Source organism: Pseudonocardia sp. NPDC049635, from assembly GCF_040659795.1.
In the GTDB taxonomy this organism is placed as follows: domain Bacteria; phylum Actinomycetota; class Actinomycetes; order Mycobacteriales; family Pseudonocardiaceae; genus Pseudonocardia.
Genome location: NZ_JBFAON010000003.1, coordinates 74,477 through 90,378 on the forward strand (window position 1 = coordinate 74,477; position 15,902 = coordinate 90,378).

The 15,902-nt window shown below is 72.1% G+C and carries 14 protein-coding genes; 6 read left to right on the top strand and 8 right to left on the bottom strand.

Annotated features, from left to right (window positions below):
- Positions 1 to 72: 72 nt before the first annotated feature.
- From AB0J24_RS05145 to AB0J24_RS05160, 4 genes are read left to right on the top strand one after another with little or no spacing between them, the layout of a single operon-like run.
- Positions 73 to 1,128, top strand: coding sequence for an iron chelate uptake ABC transporter family permease subunit (locus AB0J24_RS05145; RefSeq protein WP_358675676.1), 1,056 nt, complete (start codon positions 73 to 75; stop codon positions 1,126 to 1,128).
- Positions 1,125 to 2,207, top strand: a complete 1,083-nt coding sequence (locus AB0J24_RS05150; protein WP_358675679.1) for an iron chelate uptake ABC transporter family permease subunit — start codon at positions 1,125 to 1,127, stop codon at positions 2,205 to 2,207. Before AB0J24_RS05145 ends, AB0J24_RS05150 begins: the two co-directional genes overlap by 4 nt.
- 3 nt (positions 2,208 to 2,210) lie before the next feature.
- Complete coding sequence (locus tag AB0J24_RS05155; protein WP_358675681.1) at positions 2,211 to 3,074, top strand: ABC transporter ATP-binding protein; 864 nt, start codon at positions 2,211 to 2,213, stop codon at positions 3,072 to 3,074.
- The gene (locus tag AB0J24_RS05160; protein ID WP_358675684.1) at positions 3,071 to 4,039 is read left to right on the top strand and encodes an iron-siderophore ABC transporter substrate-binding protein; all 969 of its coding nucleotides are present in this window, start codon (positions 3,071 to 3,073) and stop codon (positions 4,037 to 4,039) included. The genes AB0J24_RS05155 and AB0J24_RS05160 overlap by 4 nt, the downstream gene beginning before the upstream one ends.
- A gap of 100 nt (positions 4,040 to 4,139) precedes the next feature.
- Here the strand turns inward: AB0J24_RS05160 and AB0J24_RS05165 are convergent, their stop codons facing one another.
- From AB0J24_RS05165 to AB0J24_RS05200, 8 genes are all read right to left on the bottom strand, one after another.
- A complete protein-coding gene (locus AB0J24_RS05165; RefSeq protein ID WP_358675687.1) occupies positions 4,140 to 4,877 on the bottom strand; it encodes a class I SAM-dependent methyltransferase in 738 nt (245 codons plus the stop codon).
- A gap of 183 nt (positions 4,878 to 5,060) precedes the next feature.
- Positions 5,061 to 6,104, bottom strand: coding sequence for an alcohol dehydrogenase catalytic domain-containing protein (locus tag AB0J24_RS05170; RefSeq protein WP_358675689.1), 1,044 nt, complete (start codon positions 6,102 to 6,104; stop codon positions 5,061 to 5,063).
- Positions 6,105 to 6,253: 149 nt separating this feature from the next.
- Positions 6,254 to 8,089 carry a helix-turn-helix domain-containing protein gene (locus tag AB0J24_RS05175; protein ID WP_358675692.1) on the bottom strand — a complete coding sequence of 612 codons (1,836 nt, stop codon included), beginning with the start codon at positions 8,087 to 8,089 and terminating at the stop codon, positions 6,254 to 6,256.
- Entirely contained in the window at positions 8,089 to 9,153 is a 1,065-nt protein-coding gene (locus AB0J24_RS05180) for an alpha/beta fold hydrolase (protein WP_358675695.1), read from the bottom strand. The genes AB0J24_RS05175 and AB0J24_RS05180 overlap by 1 nt, the downstream gene beginning before the upstream one ends.
- Positions 9,154 to 9,260: 107 nt before the next feature.
- Positions 9,261 to 9,485 carry a hypothetical protein gene (locus AB0J24_RS05185; protein ID WP_358675697.1) on the bottom strand — a complete coding sequence of 75 codons (225 nt, stop codon included), beginning with the start codon at positions 9,483 to 9,485 and terminating at the stop codon, positions 9,261 to 9,263.
- Positions 9,486 to 9,651: 166 nt separating this feature from the next.
- Positions 9,652 to 10,071 carry a pyridoxamine 5'-phosphate oxidase family protein gene (locus AB0J24_RS05190; protein WP_358675700.1) on the bottom strand — a complete coding sequence of 140 codons (420 nt, stop codon included), beginning with the start codon at positions 10,069 to 10,071 and terminating at the stop codon, positions 9,652 to 9,654.
- Positions 10,072 to 10,189: 118 nt separating this feature from the next.
- The gene (locus AB0J24_RS05195; RefSeq protein WP_358675703.1) at positions 10,190 to 11,623 is read right to left on the bottom strand and encodes an ATP-binding protein; all 1,434 of its coding nucleotides are present in this window, start codon (positions 11,621 to 11,623) and stop codon (positions 10,190 to 10,192) included.
- Positions 11,620 to 13,320, bottom strand: coding sequence for an FAD-dependent oxidoreductase (locus tag AB0J24_RS05200; RefSeq protein ID WP_358675705.1), 1,701 nt, complete (start codon positions 13,318 to 13,320; stop codon positions 11,620 to 11,622). The genes AB0J24_RS05195 and AB0J24_RS05200 overlap by 4 nt, the downstream gene beginning before the upstream one ends.
- A 298-nt stretch (positions 13,321 to 13,618) precedes the next feature.
- Between AB0J24_RS05200 and AB0J24_RS05205 the strand changes: the two genes are divergently transcribed.
- On the top strand, positions 13,619 to 14,692 hold the full coding sequence (locus tag AB0J24_RS05205) for a hypothetical protein (protein WP_358675708.1): 1,074 nt from the start codon (positions 13,619 to 13,621) through the stop codon (positions 14,690 to 14,692).
- A 153-nt stretch (positions 14,693 to 14,845) separates the two neighbouring features.
- Entirely contained in the window at positions 14,846 to 15,901 is a 1,056-nt protein-coding gene (locus AB0J24_RS05210; RefSeq protein WP_358675710.1) for a leucyl aminopeptidase, read from the top strand.
- Position 15,902 lies beyond the last annotated feature (1 nt).

Consider the following 15,902-nt stretch of genomic DNA (forward strand, 5'->3'; position numbering starts at 1 on the left):
GTCATAGGTTAGCCAACGCTAAGCGGACGGTTGCAGCCCGCGGTGGACGTCCGGAGGGGGAGGTGGGCGGGAGTGAGCGCTGTGACCAGCCCGGCGGCGCCCGGCGTCGGAGGGGATCGCCGAGGGGCCGGGACGGGCCGCCGGGCCGGCGGTCTCGTCGCCTCCGCCCTGCTCCTGCTCGCCGTCTGCGTGCTGAGCGTGACGGTCGGCGCCAAGCCGATACCGGTCCCCACCGTGGTCGACGCCTTCGCCGCGTTCGACCCCACGAACAACGATCACCTGTTCGTGCGGCTCGAGCGGGTCCCGCGCACGATCCTGGGTCTGCTCGCCGGTCTGGCACTGGGTCTGGCCGGCACGGTCATGCAGGCGGTCGCCCGCAACCCGCTCGCCGACCCGGGGGTGCTCGGCATCAACGCCGGGGCGTCGCTGCTCGTGGTCGTCGGCATCACCGCCTTCGGTCTCACCACCCTGACCGGGTACGTGTGGTTCGGCTTCATCGGCGCGGCCGTCGCGGCCGTCGTCGTCTACGGCGTCTCGTCGCTCGGCCGCGAAGGCGCGACCCCGATCAAGCTGGCGCTCGCCGGCGCCGCCGCGAACGCCGCCTTCGTCTCCTTCACCACCGCCGTGCTGCTCACCAACTCCGACGCCTTCGAGCAGTTCCGGCTCTGGCAGGTCGGCTCGCTGGCGGGCCGGGACTGGGAGGTCGTGACCTCGGTCCTGCCCTTCATCGCGGTTGGCGCCGTCGTGGCGCTGTTCTCCGGCGGGCTGTTGAACACGCTCGCCCTGGGCGACGACATGGCCCGGGCGCTCGGCCAGAACATCACCCGGGCCCGGGTGATCGCCGGTGCCGCGGTGGTCCTGTTGTGCGGGGCGGCCACCGCCGCGGCCGGGCCGATCGGGTTCGTCGGTCTCGCGATACCGCAGCTCGCCCGGCTCGTCGCGGGACCGGACAACCGCTGGCTGCTCCCCTACGCTGCACTGCTCGCGCCGGTGCTGGTCGTCGGCGCCGACGTGCTCGGCCGGATCATCGCCCGGCCGGGCGAGGTCCAGGTCGGGATCCTCACCGCGGTGGTGGGCGCCCCGGTGTTCATCGCGCTCGTGCGCGGACGACGGGTGAGCAGCCTGTGAGCGTCGACGACACCCCCCGCACCGGCCCCACCGGGGACGAGCTCGGCGCTCGTGAGCTGGCCGCCGTGCTGCGCAGCCGGGCGAGCGCGCGCACCCGCCGGATCGGGGTCGGCCTCTCGCTCGGCGCCGGCGTACTGCTCGTCGCCGCGGTCTCCCTCTGCGTCGGCGAGTCCGTCATACCGCTGCCGGACGTCCTGTCCACCCTCGCCGGACAGGGCAGCCGCAGCACCAACTACGTGATCCTGGAGCTCCGCCTGCCACGGGTGGTGACGGCCGTGCTCGTCGGGATCGGCTTCGGGCTGTCGGGGACCGTCATCCAGAGCCTGCTCGGCAACCCGCTGGCCAGCCCGGACGTCATCGGCATCAGCACCGGGGCGAGCGCCGCGGCGGTGCTGGGGATCATCCTGTTCGGTCTGGACGGCCTCGGCATCTCCGCGGTCGCACTCGCCGGGGCGTTGCTCACCGCAGCCGCGATGTACCTGCTGGCCTGGCGGAACGGGGTCACCGGATACCGGCTGATCCTGGTCGGGATCGGCCTGGCGGCGCTGCTCATGAGCGTGATCAGCTACTTCATGACCCGCGCCCAGGTCACCAGCGCGTCGGACGCTCTGGTCTGGATCAGCGGGAGCCTCAACGGCCGGAACTGGTCGCAGGCGGTCCCGCTGGCGATCGCGCTGGCCGTCCTCGTCCCGGTGACCGCGGTGCTGGCCCGGGTGCTCGGGCTGCTCGGCATGGGCGACGACGCGGCCCGCGGGCTGGGTGTACCGGTGCAGCAGGCCCGGCTCGGCCTGCTGCTCGGCGCAGTCGCCATCGCCGGCGTGGCGACCGCCGCGAGCGGACCGATCGCCTTCGTCGCGCTGCTCGCCGGGCCGATCGGCCGACGCCTCGCCAGGGACGGCGGCCCCGCGCTGCTGCCCTCCGCGCTCGTCGGCGCCCTGATCGTGCTGGTCGCGGATTTCCTCGCCCAGCACACCCCCGGCCTTCCGTTACTTCCCGTCGGCGTGCTCACCGGTGCGATCGGCGCGCCCTACCTGCTGTTCCAGCTGGCGACGATGAACCGTGCCGGCCGAGGAGGATGACCGATGACCCCGGACCAGGACGGCGCCCCCCGCCACACGCTGCGCGCCGAGCACCTCCGCCTCGCCTACGACCGGCGTGAGGTCGTGAAGGACCTCAGCCTCGACGTCCCCACCGGCGCCGTCACGATGATCATCGGCCCGAACGGTTGCGGCAAGTCCACCCTGTTGCGGGCGCTGGCCCGCCTGCTGGCGCCCGCCGACGGGAGCGTCTATCTCGACGGGCGCGACATCTCCGGGATCCCGAACCGGGAGGTCGCGACCGTGCTCGGCATCCTGCCGCAGGCACCGGTCGCCCCCGACGGGATCACCGTGACCGACCTGGTCAGTCGCGGCCGGTACCCGCATCAGGGTTGGTTCCGGAAGTGGACGGCCGAGGACGACGCGGCCGTCGCCGAGGCGCTGGCCGTGACCTCGACCGGGGAGCTCGCCGACCGTCCGGTCGACCAGCTCTCCGGGGGCCAGCGGCAACGCGTGTGGATCGCGATGGCCCTCGCGCAGCGCACCGATTTGCTCCTGCTCGACGAGCCGACGACCTACCTCGACCTCGCCAACCAGGTCGAGCTGCTGGACCTGCTGACCGACCTGAACCGCCGGTCGGGAACGACCATCGCGGTCGTCCTGCACGACCTGAACCTGGCCTGCCGGTACGCCGACCATCTCGTCGCGATGCGCGCCGGGGCGATCCTCGCGGAGGGCAGCCCGTCCGAGATCGTCACCCCGGGCATGATCGAGGAGGTGTTCCGGATGAAGGCGGACGTCCTGCGCGACCCCGTGTCCGGAACACCCATGATCGTGCCGATCGGGCGGCACCACGTCTCGGCCGCAACCGCACGGACCAGCACGAACGAAGTGGAGAACACAGCATGACGTTCCAGCGACGACGCCTGGCGACAGGTGTGGCGGCACTGCTCGCGGGACTGCTCGTCCTGGCCGGGTGCGGGCAGGTCGAGGAGGAACAGGCAGCCGAGGGGGCGACGATCGAGACGATGTTCGGCCCGGTGACCGTTCCCGCCGACCCGCAGCGGGTGGTCGCCCTCGGCTGGTCCGACGCCGAGGCCGCGCTGGCCCTCGGGGTCCAACCGGTCGGCGTCAGTGACTGGATCCCGTTCGGCGGCAACGGTGTCGGTCCGTGGGCGGACGACCTGGTCACCGAGCCACCGACCATCCTCGGCACGCTGGAGCTCAGCTACGAGCAGATCTCCTCGCTCGAACCGGACCTGATCCTCAACACCCGGTCGGACAACAGCCGCGAGAAGCACGACGAGCTGTCCAAGATCGCTCCGACCGTGTCGCCGCCGCCCGGTGTCGTCGCCTACGGCACGACGTGGGTCCAGCAGACCGAGATGGTCGCCGCGGCGCTCGGCAAGCAGGAGGAGGGCGCCCGCCAGATCGCCGAGGTCGAGCAGGCCTTCGCCGACGCCCGGGCCGCTCACCCGGAGTTCGAGGGCAAGACGGTGGCGGTCGGCGCCTACTTCAGCGACCAGTACGGCGGCTACGTCCGGGGTGACGCCCGGGTCGACTTCATGGAGAGCCTCGGGTTCGTCAACAAGCCTGAGATCCAGGCCCAGGCCGGTGACACCTTCTTCATCGAGCTTGCCCGCGAGCAGATCGAGCAGCTCAGCGCCGACCTGACGGTGATGTTCCCGATCGGTGGTGACGCCACCCCGCTCCGCGAGGACCCGGTGCTGAACCAGATCCCGTCGGCCCGGGCGGGCAACCTGCTGATCCTGGACGACGAGGGCGTGGTCCAGGCGTTCTCCGCCGGTTCGGTCCTGTCGACCCGGTACGCGATCGACAACGCCGTTCCGATCTTCGCCGACGCGCTGTCCTGATCCGCTCGGCCATGGGCGGCCCCGGTGGCTGCCACATCGCCGCCGGGACCGCCGCGGCACGAGGTCAGCACGGTGCCGGGCGTGGGTGCCGGTCGTGCGGTCAGCGGGGGCGCAGCACGTAGCCGGTGTAGCCGAACTCCGACCCGAACTCCTCGCGGATCCGGATCTCCCGCCCGACCTCGTCGAGCACACCGGGATCGACGCCGTCGGCCCGGAGCAGCTCCAGCCGCGCGGCAAGCGGGCGGTAGTAGGAGTCCCAGTCGCTGTCCGGGAGCAGGTAGGCGGCGTGCACCGTGTACCCGGCCTGCTGTGCGGCGGCGACGTTGCCGGCCGTCGTCCGCATCGCCGGGTACCCGGCGTCCCAGAACTCCCTCGCGCCCGGCGACGGGTCGGTCGTCGTCCACTCGGCCTCGGTGAGCACCAGTGCACCGCCGGGTGCGAGCAGCCGGCGCCAGGACGCCAGGGCCGCGTCGAACCCCATGATGTACGCTGAGCCCTCCGCCCACACCAGGTCGGCCGCGCCGTCGGGCAGTGGCAGGTCGTCCATCGACGCGACGAGCGGGCGGACCCGTTCGCCGAGCCCGGAGATCGCGGCGCGCGCCTGCAGCCGGTGCAGGTAGGGCTCGTACGCGTCGACGGCGACGACCTCACCGCCGGTCGCGGCGGCCAGCGCCAGCGTCGCCGGCCCGGTACCACTGCCGATGTCGACGATCCGCGGTGCCTCCGGCAGCCGCCCGACGAGTTGCAGCAGCAGCGCCGTCGTCCCCTCCGATCCGGGGGCCTCGCGCGGCAGGTCCTCGTGAGCGGCCCGGAAGGCCTGCTCCAGCGGTGTGGTCACGGCCGCGGATCATGCCGGTCCCGGCCCGTCCCCGCAGCAGATACGCCCGGACACGAACGGATCCGCCCGCATCGGCACGGGACGACGGTGCTGCGGCCACCGCCGTGACCCGGCCAGGCCGCGGTGCCCGGGCAGACCGGGCCACCTGGCCGAGCCGGGCCCGGCGCCGCGGCCGACGGGGGCTCAGGGCCGGATGACGACCTTCAGCGCCTGGTTGGCGGCCGCGTTCTTGAAGACGTCGTAGGCCTCGTCGATCTGGTCGAAGGTGAACTCGTGCGTCCCCATCTTCTCGGCCGGGATCCGCCCGCCGGCCACCATCTTCAGCAGCGTCGGGATGGAGACGGTGTCGACCAGCCCCATGGTCAGCGTGACGTTCGAGATCCACATGTCCTGCATCGGCAGCTCCACCGGGGTGCCGTGCACGCCGACGTTGGCGATGGTGCCGCCGGGTCGCACCAGCGATGCGGCCGTCAGCAGGGTCTCCGGGTAGCCGACCGCCTCGATGGCGACGTCCACGCCGAGCCCGTCGGTCAGCGCCGTCACGTCCCCGACGGTGCCGGGCCCGACCTCGACCGCGTCGGTCGCGCCGAACTCGAGCGCCTTCTCCAGCCGGAACTTGTTGGAGTCGATGGCGATCACCTTCGACGCGCCCCACAATCCGGTCGTGAGCACCGCGGACAGTCCGACCGCACCGGCCCCCACGACGGCCACGGTGTCACCGGGGCGGACGTTGCCGGCCAGCACACCCACCTCGTACCCGGTGGGCAGCGAGTCGGCCAGGAAGATCGCCTGCTCGTCGGTGACGCCCTGCGGTACCGCGTAGAGCGAGGTGTCGGCGTAGGGCACCCGGACGTACTCGGCCTGGGTCCCGTCGATCAGGTGCCCGAAGATCCAGCCGATGCCGCCGACGGTCTGGCAGTGCGACGGCATCCCGCGCTGGCAGTACGCGCAGCGGCCGCACTTGGTGATCGCCGGGACGAGCACCCGGTCACCGACCGAGAACCCGCTGACCGCGTCACCGACCGCGGTGATGGTGCCGACCGCCTCGTGACCGAGGATCCGGCCGTCGGTGACCGCAGGGACGTCACCCTGGAGGATGTGCAGGTCGGTACCGCAGATGGTGGTGGTGTCGACCTTGACGACGACGTCGGTCGGGTCCTGGACGGCCGCGTCCGGGACGTCCTCCCATGCCTTGTTGTCCGGGCCGTGGTAGACGAGTGCCTTCATCTGCTGCCTCCGCGTGTCGGTGAGCGGGTTTCGTTGTCCGGCGTCATGGACGCTAGTGACCCGAAACACATTCGAGTGTCGCGATATAGGACTATCCCGCGGGTGGACGGCCCGGCCGCAGGGCCGGTCGTCCCGGGATCGGGACACTCTCAGCCGATGTAGCTGATCCCGAAGGCGTCGATCTTGCGGTACAGCGACGAACGGGCGAGCCCGAGCATCTCGGCGGCCTTGTAGCGGTTGCCGCGCGACTCGTAGAGCGCCTGGATGATCGCGTCGCACTGGGCGGCCTCGAGCATCGACATCCGTGGGGCCCGGCCGGTGAAGCAGGACGCGGGCAGGTCCGGCGCCTGGATCACGCCGATCGGCTTGCGGGCCACGACGTAGCGCAGGACGTCGGTCAGCTCGCGCAGGTTCCCCGGCCAGGCGTACCCCTCCAGGACCCGCACGACCTGCAACGACAACCGGAGCGAGCGGCCGCCGGAGAGCGAGTGCAGGATCGACAGCGCGATGTCGCCGAGCTCGTCGGCGCGGTAGCGCAACGCCGGGACCCGGACGGTCTCGTGGAAGTGGCGGAGCAGCAGTCCGTAGGGGCGGGTCGCGTCCACCGAGGCGGAGTCCACGCAGCCGGCCACGACCAGCGGCCCCGGCATCGCCACCAGGGTGCGCAGCGACTCGTCGAGCCGGCGCGCGGCGACCGGCCCGAGCAGGTTCATCTGGGACAGCACCAACAGCTGCGACCGGTCCCCCGGATCGCGGGCGACGCCGGCGAGCGGGTCGGGGCCGCCGTTGCCGATCGTGGCGCAGTCGACGATCCGGGTCCGGCCTCGCGGGTGTGCGCGGCGGAACTGTTCGACGGCCAGCGTCCGCTTCCCGGACCCGGCCTCCCCGACGAGCAACTGGTGGCGGCCCTGGCCGATCGCCGCGGCGACCTCGTGCCGGGCCCGCAGGTAGGGGCTGAGCAGCTCGCGGTTGGCGCGGCGACGGGCCTCGGAGTGGGTGCGGCCCTCGCCGTCGCGCAGGTCGGCGGCGTAGTCACGGCGCCCGGTCGGGGCGACGTGCGAGCCCTGCCGCCGCACCGCCTCCGGGACGACGGCGGCCCGGGACTCGTCGACCGGCCCGCCGGCGACCACGCAACCACCCCCCGGCACCGGGGTCACGGCGATCTGCGCGCACCGCCCGGACGGCAGGTCGGTGTGCCGCGGACCGTCCTCGCACAGCACGGCGCCGCCGATCGCGAGATCACCGAGCACCTGCTGGTCCGCGGCGGGCATCCGGCGCACCCCCGGTGAGCTGAGCAGGAACGCGCCGTCGGTGGCGAGCACCCAGGTGTGACCTGCGGCCTCGGCGGCGGCGTAACTGTCGTGCACCGCCCTGGCCAGCCGGGTGCGGCGGCCCCGGACGAGCGCGCCGACCTCCGCGGCGAGCGCCCGGGCGAGGGCGAGCCCCAGCTCACCGGGCGGCACGCTCACGTGCCCGAGGACGACGACGACGTCGTCCGGCCCCCCGCCGTCCCCGGTGACGACGGCGGCGGCCTCCGCCAGCCAGGTGAGGTCCGGATGCAGGTGCTCGGGACCGTCGACGCGCGCCGCACCGCCGGTGTGCGGGGCGAGTGCGGCGGCGGTCGTGCCGACGACGTCCTCGGCGATCCGGAACCCGGGCGTGAGCAGGACGGCGTCCAGCAGTGCGGCGAGGTCGTCGTCGCCGTCCCGGCGGACCCGCAGCACCCCGTCCCCGCCGACCAGGGCCAGCGAGAACGGCAGGTCCGGGGTGAGCGCCAGGAACCCGGCGAACGCCTCGGCGGCCTCGACGACCGCCGACCCGGCGTTCTCGTGCCCGGCGAAGACCGGTTCGCCGAGTTTCGAACGCTCCCAGGAGCGGAGCACCTCGGGGCGCACCGCGGGCGACGGACCGAACCGGCCCGCCCCGAGGAAGCTGCGGCGCGCCGACTCGACCGCGACCAGGTCCGCCACCCCGTCGCCGGCCATCACACCTCGGTGTCGAGCAGTTCCTGGAGGTGATGGTCGATCTGCCCGATGTAGGTCGGCGAGACACCGAACAGGGCGAGGTGCCCGAGCAGGTCGTCGATCACCCGGATCGTGGCGTGCGGGGTGAGTTCCAGCTCGGCCTCGTGGTCGCGGACCGGGAAGAACATGTCCTCGTTGATCGGCATGATCCGGGCGACGGCCGTGTTGCGGCCCAGCGCCGCCTCCAGGTCACCGCCGGTGTGCCGGGCGACGTCACCGCGCTGCCACTTCCAGGCCATGCAGAGCAGGTCGTTGGGATCCATCTGGGTGAAGTAGGGCTCCAGGAACCCCTCGACGAACTGTTCCTTCGACTCGAACTCCAGCCCCCGCCACAGCTCCTGCTTCCAGAACTCGGTGGAGAAGCCCATGACCGCCCAGATGCCGGCGTGCCGCTTGAGCCCGTCGACGACGTCGGTGTTCGAGGAGTACTCGCCACCCTTGAAGCCGGGATCGGAGGTGATCGCCTCGACCAGGGCCTTGGTGTAGAGGAAGTCGTGCGGCGTGTTCTGCGCGGTGCCCGCGATCGGGGCGGCGCGCTTGACCCTGCCGGGGAAGCGCACCATCCACTCGTAGGTCTGCTGGGCCCCCATCGACCCGCCGACGACCAGCTGCAGCGTCTCGATGCCGAAGTGCTCGCGCAGCAGCCGCTCCTGGGCGCGGACGTCGTCGCCGATCCGCACGTGCGGGAACCGCGACATCGCGATCCCGGCGTTCGCGCCGGCGGCGTTGTGCGGGCTGGTGGACAGCCCGTTGCCGATCTGGTTGATCACGACGATGAAGTAGCGGTCCGGGTTCAGCGCCCGGTCTGGCCCGATGTAGACGTCGCGGAAGATCTGGTGGGTTCCCGAGTACCACGTCGTCACCAGGATCGCGTTGTCCCTGGCCTCGTTCAGCGTGCCGAAGGTGGCGACGGCGAGGTTCAGGTCAGGGATCACCCCGCCCTCCTCCAGGGCGAACTCCCCGAGGCTGATCAGGTCGTAGTCACCGTGGAACTCGTGCGTGTAGTAGGGGTTCTCGATCGCCATTGATCCTCTGCTCCTCGACGCCGCGGGCCTGCTCCGCGACTCTCCCCCGTCGTGAACCGGGGCACAAGGATCGGCGCGGGCCGCGATCGGCGGGCCCTGCCCGAGGGTCAGGTCCAGAGCACGACGAGCACGAGCATGCCCAGCACGACGAGGTTCCCGAGCACGACGAGCGCCAACCAGGGCCAGGCGGGCGAGGGAGCGGGCCCGGCGGGGTGCCGGGTCGCGGCCGCGGGTTCGTCGTGCCGCCGGTGGCGGGGGCCGGAACGGCGCAGCGACTCGATGTCGGCGCGGCCGAGGATCGGCGCGGTCAGGGCGTCGGCGTCGGCGTTCATACCTGGTCAACGCGCGACCCGACGACAGGGCACCGCAATTCGACCCCTCGTGTCGCACAACATGATCGATGTCGCCCATCGTGCCCCGGTCGCGGTGAGCGCCACTCGCCCGACCCGTGGCGCCGAGGGTGACCGTCACCGCACGTGCACGCCTCGGCACCGCAGTTCAGAACGAGGTCCGTGAGACCGACTCCGGGTGCAGCACCACGCGCACGTTGTCCGCGGCGCGGATCTCGGCGAGGTCGTCCGCCCGCTCGTCGAGGTCCCAGTAGCGGCCCGCGAGCCGGGTGACGAGCTCGTCCACCCCGTCCTCGTGCACCGTGGTGCGACCGGTCACGGCGACCCACCGCTCGCGTTCCCCGACCGGGGCCGGGACGAGCAGCGAGGCGCGCGGATCACGGTCGAGCCGGCGCATCCTCGGCGAGCTGCGCAGGCTGAACAGCTGGATCGTGCGGTCCGGGCCGACCTCGAACCAGACCGGCCGGGGCTGCGGCGGGTCCGCCGCACCGGCGACGGCCAGCATCCCGAGGAGGGGGCGGGCGAGGAACTCGACGTCCTCGGTGGTGAGCCCGTCGGTTCTGCTCATCGTGTTCCTTCCGGTTTCTCGGCCGGGCACCCGGGTGGCTGCCGTGCCGGTGAGTCAACACCGCGGGCCCGGAGGTCTCATGGCCGGCCGGACGGGCCGGCCGGACGGGCCGGCGCCGTCAGTCCGCCGGCTCGGCCACCTCGAACGGCAGCAGCACCTGGAAGCGGGTGTTCCCCGGTTCGGAGAGCACCCGCAGGTCGCCGTGGTGCCGGCGCACCACGATCCGCCAGGAGATGTCCAGGCCGAGCCCGGTGCCCTCGCCGACGGCCTTGGTGGTGAAGAACGGTTCGAAGATCCGGGAGCGGATCTCCTCCGGCACGCCGGGGCCGGTGTCGGCGACCTCGACCAGAAGCCAGTCGCCGTCCCGCCCGGTGCGCACGGTGAGCGTGCCGTCGCCGCCCATCGCCTGCACCGCGTTGACGATCAGGTTGGTCCACACCTGGTTCAGCTCGGCGGCGTAGACCGAGACCTCCGGCAGGGTGCGGTCGAAGTCCTTGACCACGGTGATGCCGTCGAGCTTGCCGGACAGCATGACCAGTGTGGACTTGAGCAGCTCGTGCACGTCGACGGTCTGGTACGGCGCCCGGTCCATCTGCGAGTACTGCTTCGCGGCGCCGACCAGGGTCGACATCCGGGTGGTCGAGTCCGCGATCTCGTTCATCAGCAGTTCGGTCTCGACCGTGTAGTTCAGCCAGCGGACCGCGCTCTCCAGGGTCGGTCCGGGCACGCTCGCCCGGACCTGCTCCAGCCAGTCGACGTCGATCCCGGCGGCGGCGAAGTTCGGTGCGACGTCCCAGGCGCCCGCGATCCCCTGCTCCTCCAGCCACTCGCCGACGGCGTCCTCGGCGTCACCCGCCTCGATCGGGCTCAGGTCGGGGGCCTTGCCGACCCGGTCGGCCGCGTCCTCCTGCAGTCGCATCAGGGTCTCGAGATCGGCCCGCTGGTAGGAGCCGGCCGCGATCAGGCCGAGCTTGTGCCGCATCGCGGCGACCCGTTCGCGCAGCGTGGCGGTGGCCCGCACGGCGGCCGCGGCCGGGTTGTTGAGCTCGTGGGTCAGACCGGCCGACAGCGACCCCAGCGCCAGCAGGCGCTCCCGCTGGTCGACCACCTGCTGACTGTTCCTGATCCCGAAGAACAGCCCTTCGAGCAGGTGCAGCGCCATCGGGAACCACTCCTGCATGAGTATCCCGAGCTTGTCCGCGTCGAGCACGAAGAACCGGGAGGGCACGGTAACCCGCAACGAGTTGCCGTACACCTGCGGGACCCGGTCCCCGAGATAGGCGGTCCAGGCCCCGGCATACACGCCGCGCTGGGAGGTCCGCTCCACCTCGACGTCCTCGCCGCCGGAGCGGCGGTGCAGCACCACCGTGCCCTCGATCAGCACGAAGAAGCAGGTCGCCGGCTCGCCCTCGGTGTAGACCGGGCCGGGCTGGTGCACCTCGACCCGGCCCCACCCGCAGAGCGCGGCCAGCTGCTCGTCGGTCAGCTTCTCGAACAGGAACAGGGTGCGCAGCTCGTCCGGGTCGCAGGTGGTCGGCGTGGGCTCGGTCATGACGGGTTCTCCAGGTAGCGGTGGACGAGGGACACGGCCATCGCCCCGTCGCCGACGGCGGACGCGACCCGCTTGACCGACTCGGCCCGCACGTCGCCGGCGACGAACACCCCGGGCAGGCTCGTCTCCAGGTGCAACGGGTCCCGATCGACGTTCCAGCCCGCCGGACGCCTGCCGTCCACCACCAGATCCGGGCCGGCGAGCACGAACCCGCCCTCGTCACGCCGGATCCGCTCGCCCAGCCACTCGGTCCGCGGGCTGGCGCCGATGAAGACGAACAGGTAGCCCGCGTCCACCGTCTCGGTCTCGCCGCTCCCCCGGTCGCGCAGGGTGAGCTTCTCCAGGCGCTCGCCACCGGTGGCCTCGACGACCTCGGTGCCGGTGCGGACCGTGATCGCGTCGATCCCCTCGATCTGCTCGATGAGGTACTGCGACATGGAGGCCTGCAGGCCAGGGCCGCGCACCAGGATGGTGACGCTCCGCGCGAAGCGGGAGAAGTACACCGCGGCCTGACCTGCGGAGTTGGCACCGCCGACGATGTAGACGTCGTCACCGGCGCAGGCCGACGCCTCGGTCAGCGCGGAGCCGTAGTACACGCCGCGGCCGACCAGGTCGGCCAGCCCGGGCGCGGTCAGCTCCCGGTAGGAGACGCCGGTGGCGAGCACGACGGCGTGTGCGTTGATCGCGGTGCCGTCGGCGAACCGGACGGTCCGGGCGCTGCCGTTCGCCTCCAGACCGACGACGTCGCGGGTGGTCAGCACCTCGGCACCGAGCCGGACCGCCTGCCGGCGGGCCCGATCGGTGAGCTGGGCACCGGACACACCGTCCGGGAAGCCCAGGTAGTTCTCGATCCGGGAGCTCTGCCCGGCCTGGCCACCGGTCGCGGTGCGCTCGACCAGGACGGTGCGCAGCCCCTCGGACGCGCCGTACACGCTCGCGCCGAGCCCGGCGGGGCCGCCGCCGACCACGACGAGATCGTAGAAGTCGGTGGCCGGGGCCGTCGCCAGCCCGACCCGGTCGGCGAGCTGGGCCTCCCCCGGTGCCACCAGGCACTCCCCGGACGGGGAGATCACGACCGGGAGCCGGGAGTCGTCCACCCCCGCGGCGGTCAGCAACCGGCACGCCTCCGGCCCCTCGACCGGGTACCAGCGATACGGGACCTGGTTGCGCGCCAGGAAGTCGCGGACCTCGTGCGAGCGGGCGGACCAGCGGTGCCCGATCACCCGGGTCTCGCAGACCTCCCGGCGCTCGGTCCGCTCCCAGGCCTCGATCATCGCGTCGAGGACCGGGTAGAGCTTCTCCTCCGGCGGGTCCCACGGCTTGAGCAGGTAGTGGTCCAGGTCGACGACGTTGATCGCGGTGATCGCCGCCGAGGTGTCGGCATAGGCGGTGAGCAGCACCCGGCGGGCCGCCGGGTAGAGGTCGATCGCGTGTTCCAGGAAGTCCAGCCCGTTCATGCCGGGCATCCGGTAGTCCGCCAGGAGCACGGCGACGTCGTTGCCGCGCAGGGCCATCTCCTTGAGCGTGTCGAGCGCGGCCTGGCCGGACTCGGCGCGGACCACCCGGAACCGTTCGCCGTAGCGGCGGCGCAGGTCGCGGGCCACGGCGCGGGAGACGCTCGGATCGTCGTCGACGGTCACGAGTGCGGGTTTCGCGGGCAGGAACGAGCCGGCGGACGACGCCGGGGATTCCGTCATGACACCATCCTGCCGCCCCCACGGTTGTCGCGGCAGGTTCATCCGGCCGACCGCGTTCCCGGCCGGGCCGGTCGTCGTGGACACGGGGTTGGCTCCTCTCGGGGCGGTGGGTCCATCGGACACCCTGCCGTCGCGGCACACGCAAGCCCGGGACGTGAACCGGGCCCGGCTGGTGCCGGTCGGTCCGGTCGGCGTTGAACGAGCCGATGAGGGCTGGTACGTTCGGCGTCACCGACCTACCTGATCCACAGGGGAGTCACCGCGCTGCCGCGCGGCTCCGATCAGGAGGTCGTTTCTCATGACGTCGTACGTCGATCAGTGGCGAGCGCAGGGCGCCCCGGCAGCGCGGGTGCTGTGGGACATGATCGACGGGCCGATACCACGAGGCCTGCTCGGCGTCGGCGATCCGGACGTCCACCGCATCGACGGTCGCTGGACGATGTTCCTGGGCGGCTTCTCGACCGGTTTCCGCAACCGCCTGTACCGCGCCACCCTCACCGAGGGGACCGATCCGGGCGGGCGTTGGTCGGTCGACGTCGACGACCGCGGGCGTGCGGTGGCCCTGGCGGCCGATCCTCCACGCCGCGGCTGGGACGCCGCCGGCATGCACACCCCCAGCTACGTCCCTCCCTCGGGGGGCAACGGGCCGCGCCTGTACTACACCGGGCGGGCCACCACGAAGCACTACGGCCCGCGAAGCCGGTACGCGATCGGCGTCCTGGAGTACCGGGACGGACGCTGGCAGCGACACCCCGATCCCGTCCTGCAGGGCACGCCGCCCCGGTCCAGCGTGCTGGAACCCTTCGTGGTCCACACCGAGGGCTGCTACCGGATGTGGTACCAGGCCAACCCGCACGAGATCGGCCCCGGCGAGCTGCCCGACTACGAGCTGCGCTGCACCGAGAGCGTCGACGGCATCACCGACTGGTCACCCCCCAGGACGTTCGCCGACTCCTCGGAGGGCTTCTTCGACAACGCCGTGGCGCGCGGCGGTGAGGGCTGGGTCATGATCCTGGCCCGCGGCTCCGACCTGCACGCCACACCGGGCCTGCCCACCCAGGGACTGTGGTGGATCACCGCACCGCGACCGAGCGCCGATCGTCGCGACTGGTCGCCGCCGCGACGGCTGCTCGACACCGACGCCCCGGGTACCCCGAACTGGATGGCTCGCGGCACCTACGGCCCCGCACTCGCCTTCTCCGAACCCGCCGGCACCAGGGCGACCGTCCACGTCACCGGGACGCACTCGGTGCCCCGGTGGCCGTGGCTGGCGCTCCGGCATCTCGTGCAGCTCCGGCGACCCCCGGTACCCGCGCCCTTCTACCTCGGCGTCGGCAGCATCACGGTCGACCTGGGAAACGTGTCGCGCTGATCGGAAGGTCGCAGCGTCACGAGCTCGGGGCCGCGGCTCCCGTCAATAGGCCGGTTCTATCGTCGCATCGAGCAGCCGTCTTGGACGCGTGACCCTCCTGTGACACACAGTCTTCACGACAGATCATCGATCCAGAGATCGTGAGGTTGCTGCGTGAAGACGACGACCACGAGCAGTGGGCGGGTCCCTCGACTGCTCTCCCTCTTCCGGCGCGAGCTGGAGCTGTGCAACGTACGGCCCGGTGAGAACATCGCGATCTACACCGAGGGCGGTGAGGCGGCCGAGTACGCCGAGGCATGGGCGACCGCGGCCGTCGCGCTCGGCGCGACCCCGTTCCACCTGGACCTGCCGGCCCAGGCGCCCTCCACGGGCAGTGACATCGGCGGTTCGCCGGACGGGCACGGGCTGGCGAAGAACCCCGCCGCCGTGGCCGCGCTCAAGGCGGCCGACATGGTCATCGACCTGGCGTTCCTGCTGCACTCAGCCGAGCAGGAGGAGATCACCGCGGCCGGGACCCGGATGTTGATCTGCGTCGAGCCGGTGGACACCCTCGAGCGGCTGTTCCCGACCGTCGCGCTACGCGACGAGGCGAAGGCCAGCTACGAGATGCTGAAGAACGCCAAGACCATGCGGATGTCCAGTGCCGGCGGCACCGAGATCAGCTACGAGTTCGGCGACTACACCGCCTCCTGCCAGTACGGCATCGCGGACGAGCCCGGCCGCTGGGACCACTTCGCGAGCGCCCTGGTCGGGCACCTGCCGAGCCGGGGCAAGGCCGAGGGCGTCGTCGTCCTGCAGCCCGGTGACATGCTGTTCCCCTTCCGGCGCTACGTCAACGATCCGGTCACCATGACGGTGAAGGACGGGTTCATCACCTCCTTCGAGGGAGGTTCGGACGCCCGGTTCCTGCGCGACTTCTACGAGTCCTACGCCGACCCGGGCGCCTACCAGGTCTCGCACGTGAACTGGGGGCTCAACCCGAACGCCCGCTGGGACGCCATCGCCCTGGGCACCGGCGGGATCGGGATGGACTGCCGGTCGATCCGCGGTGGGGTGTTGTTCTCGACCGGACCGAACCTGCACCACGGCGGGGACAACGCCACGAAGTGCCACGTCGACATCCCGATGCGCAACCACTCGCTCTGGGTCGACGACCAGCTCATCGTCGACAACGGCCGGGTCGTCCACGACGCCCTCGCCCAGGCCTGAC

Excerpts from the sequence above, each read along its gene's own strand:
- AB0J24_RS05155 (WP_358675681.1), top strand. The coding sequence starts at position 2,211 with ATGACCCCGGACCAGGACGGCGCCCCCCGCCACACGCTGCGCGCCGAG.
- AB0J24_RS05160 (WP_358675684.1), top strand. The coding sequence starts at position 3,071 with ATGACGTTCCAGCGACGACGCCTGGCGACAGGTGTGGCGGCACTGCTC.
- AB0J24_RS05170 (WP_358675689.1), bottom strand. The coding sequence starts at position 6,104 with ATGAAGGCACTCGTCTACCACGGCCCGGACAACAAGGCATGGGAGGAC.
- AB0J24_RS05175 (WP_358675692.1), bottom strand. The coding sequence starts at position 8,089 with ATGGCCGGCGACGGGGTGGCGGACCTGGTCGCGGTCGAGTCGGCGCGC.
- AB0J24_RS05180 (WP_358675695.1), bottom strand. The coding sequence starts at position 9,153 with ATGGCGATCGAGAACCCCTACTACACGCACGAGTTCCACGGTGACTAC.
- AB0J24_RS05185 (WP_358675697.1), bottom strand. The coding sequence starts at position 9,485 with ATGAACGCCGACGCCGACGCCCTGACCGCGCCGATCCTCGGCCGCGCC.
- AB0J24_RS05190 (WP_358675700.1), bottom strand. The coding sequence starts at position 10,071 with ATGAGCAGAACCGACGGGCTCACCACCGAGGACGTCGAGTTCCTCGCC.
- AB0J24_RS05195 (WP_358675703.1), bottom strand. The coding sequence starts at position 11,623 with ATGACCGAGCCCACGCCGACCACCTGCGACCCGGACGAGCTGCGCACC.
- AB0J24_RS05200 (WP_358675705.1), bottom strand. The coding sequence starts at position 13,320 with ATGACGGAATCCCCGGCGTCGTCCGCCGGCTCGTTCCTGCCCGCGAAA.
- AB0J24_RS05205 (WP_358675708.1), top strand. The coding sequence starts at position 13,619 with ATGACGTCGTACGTCGATCAGTGGCGAGCGCAGGGCGCCCCGGCAGCG.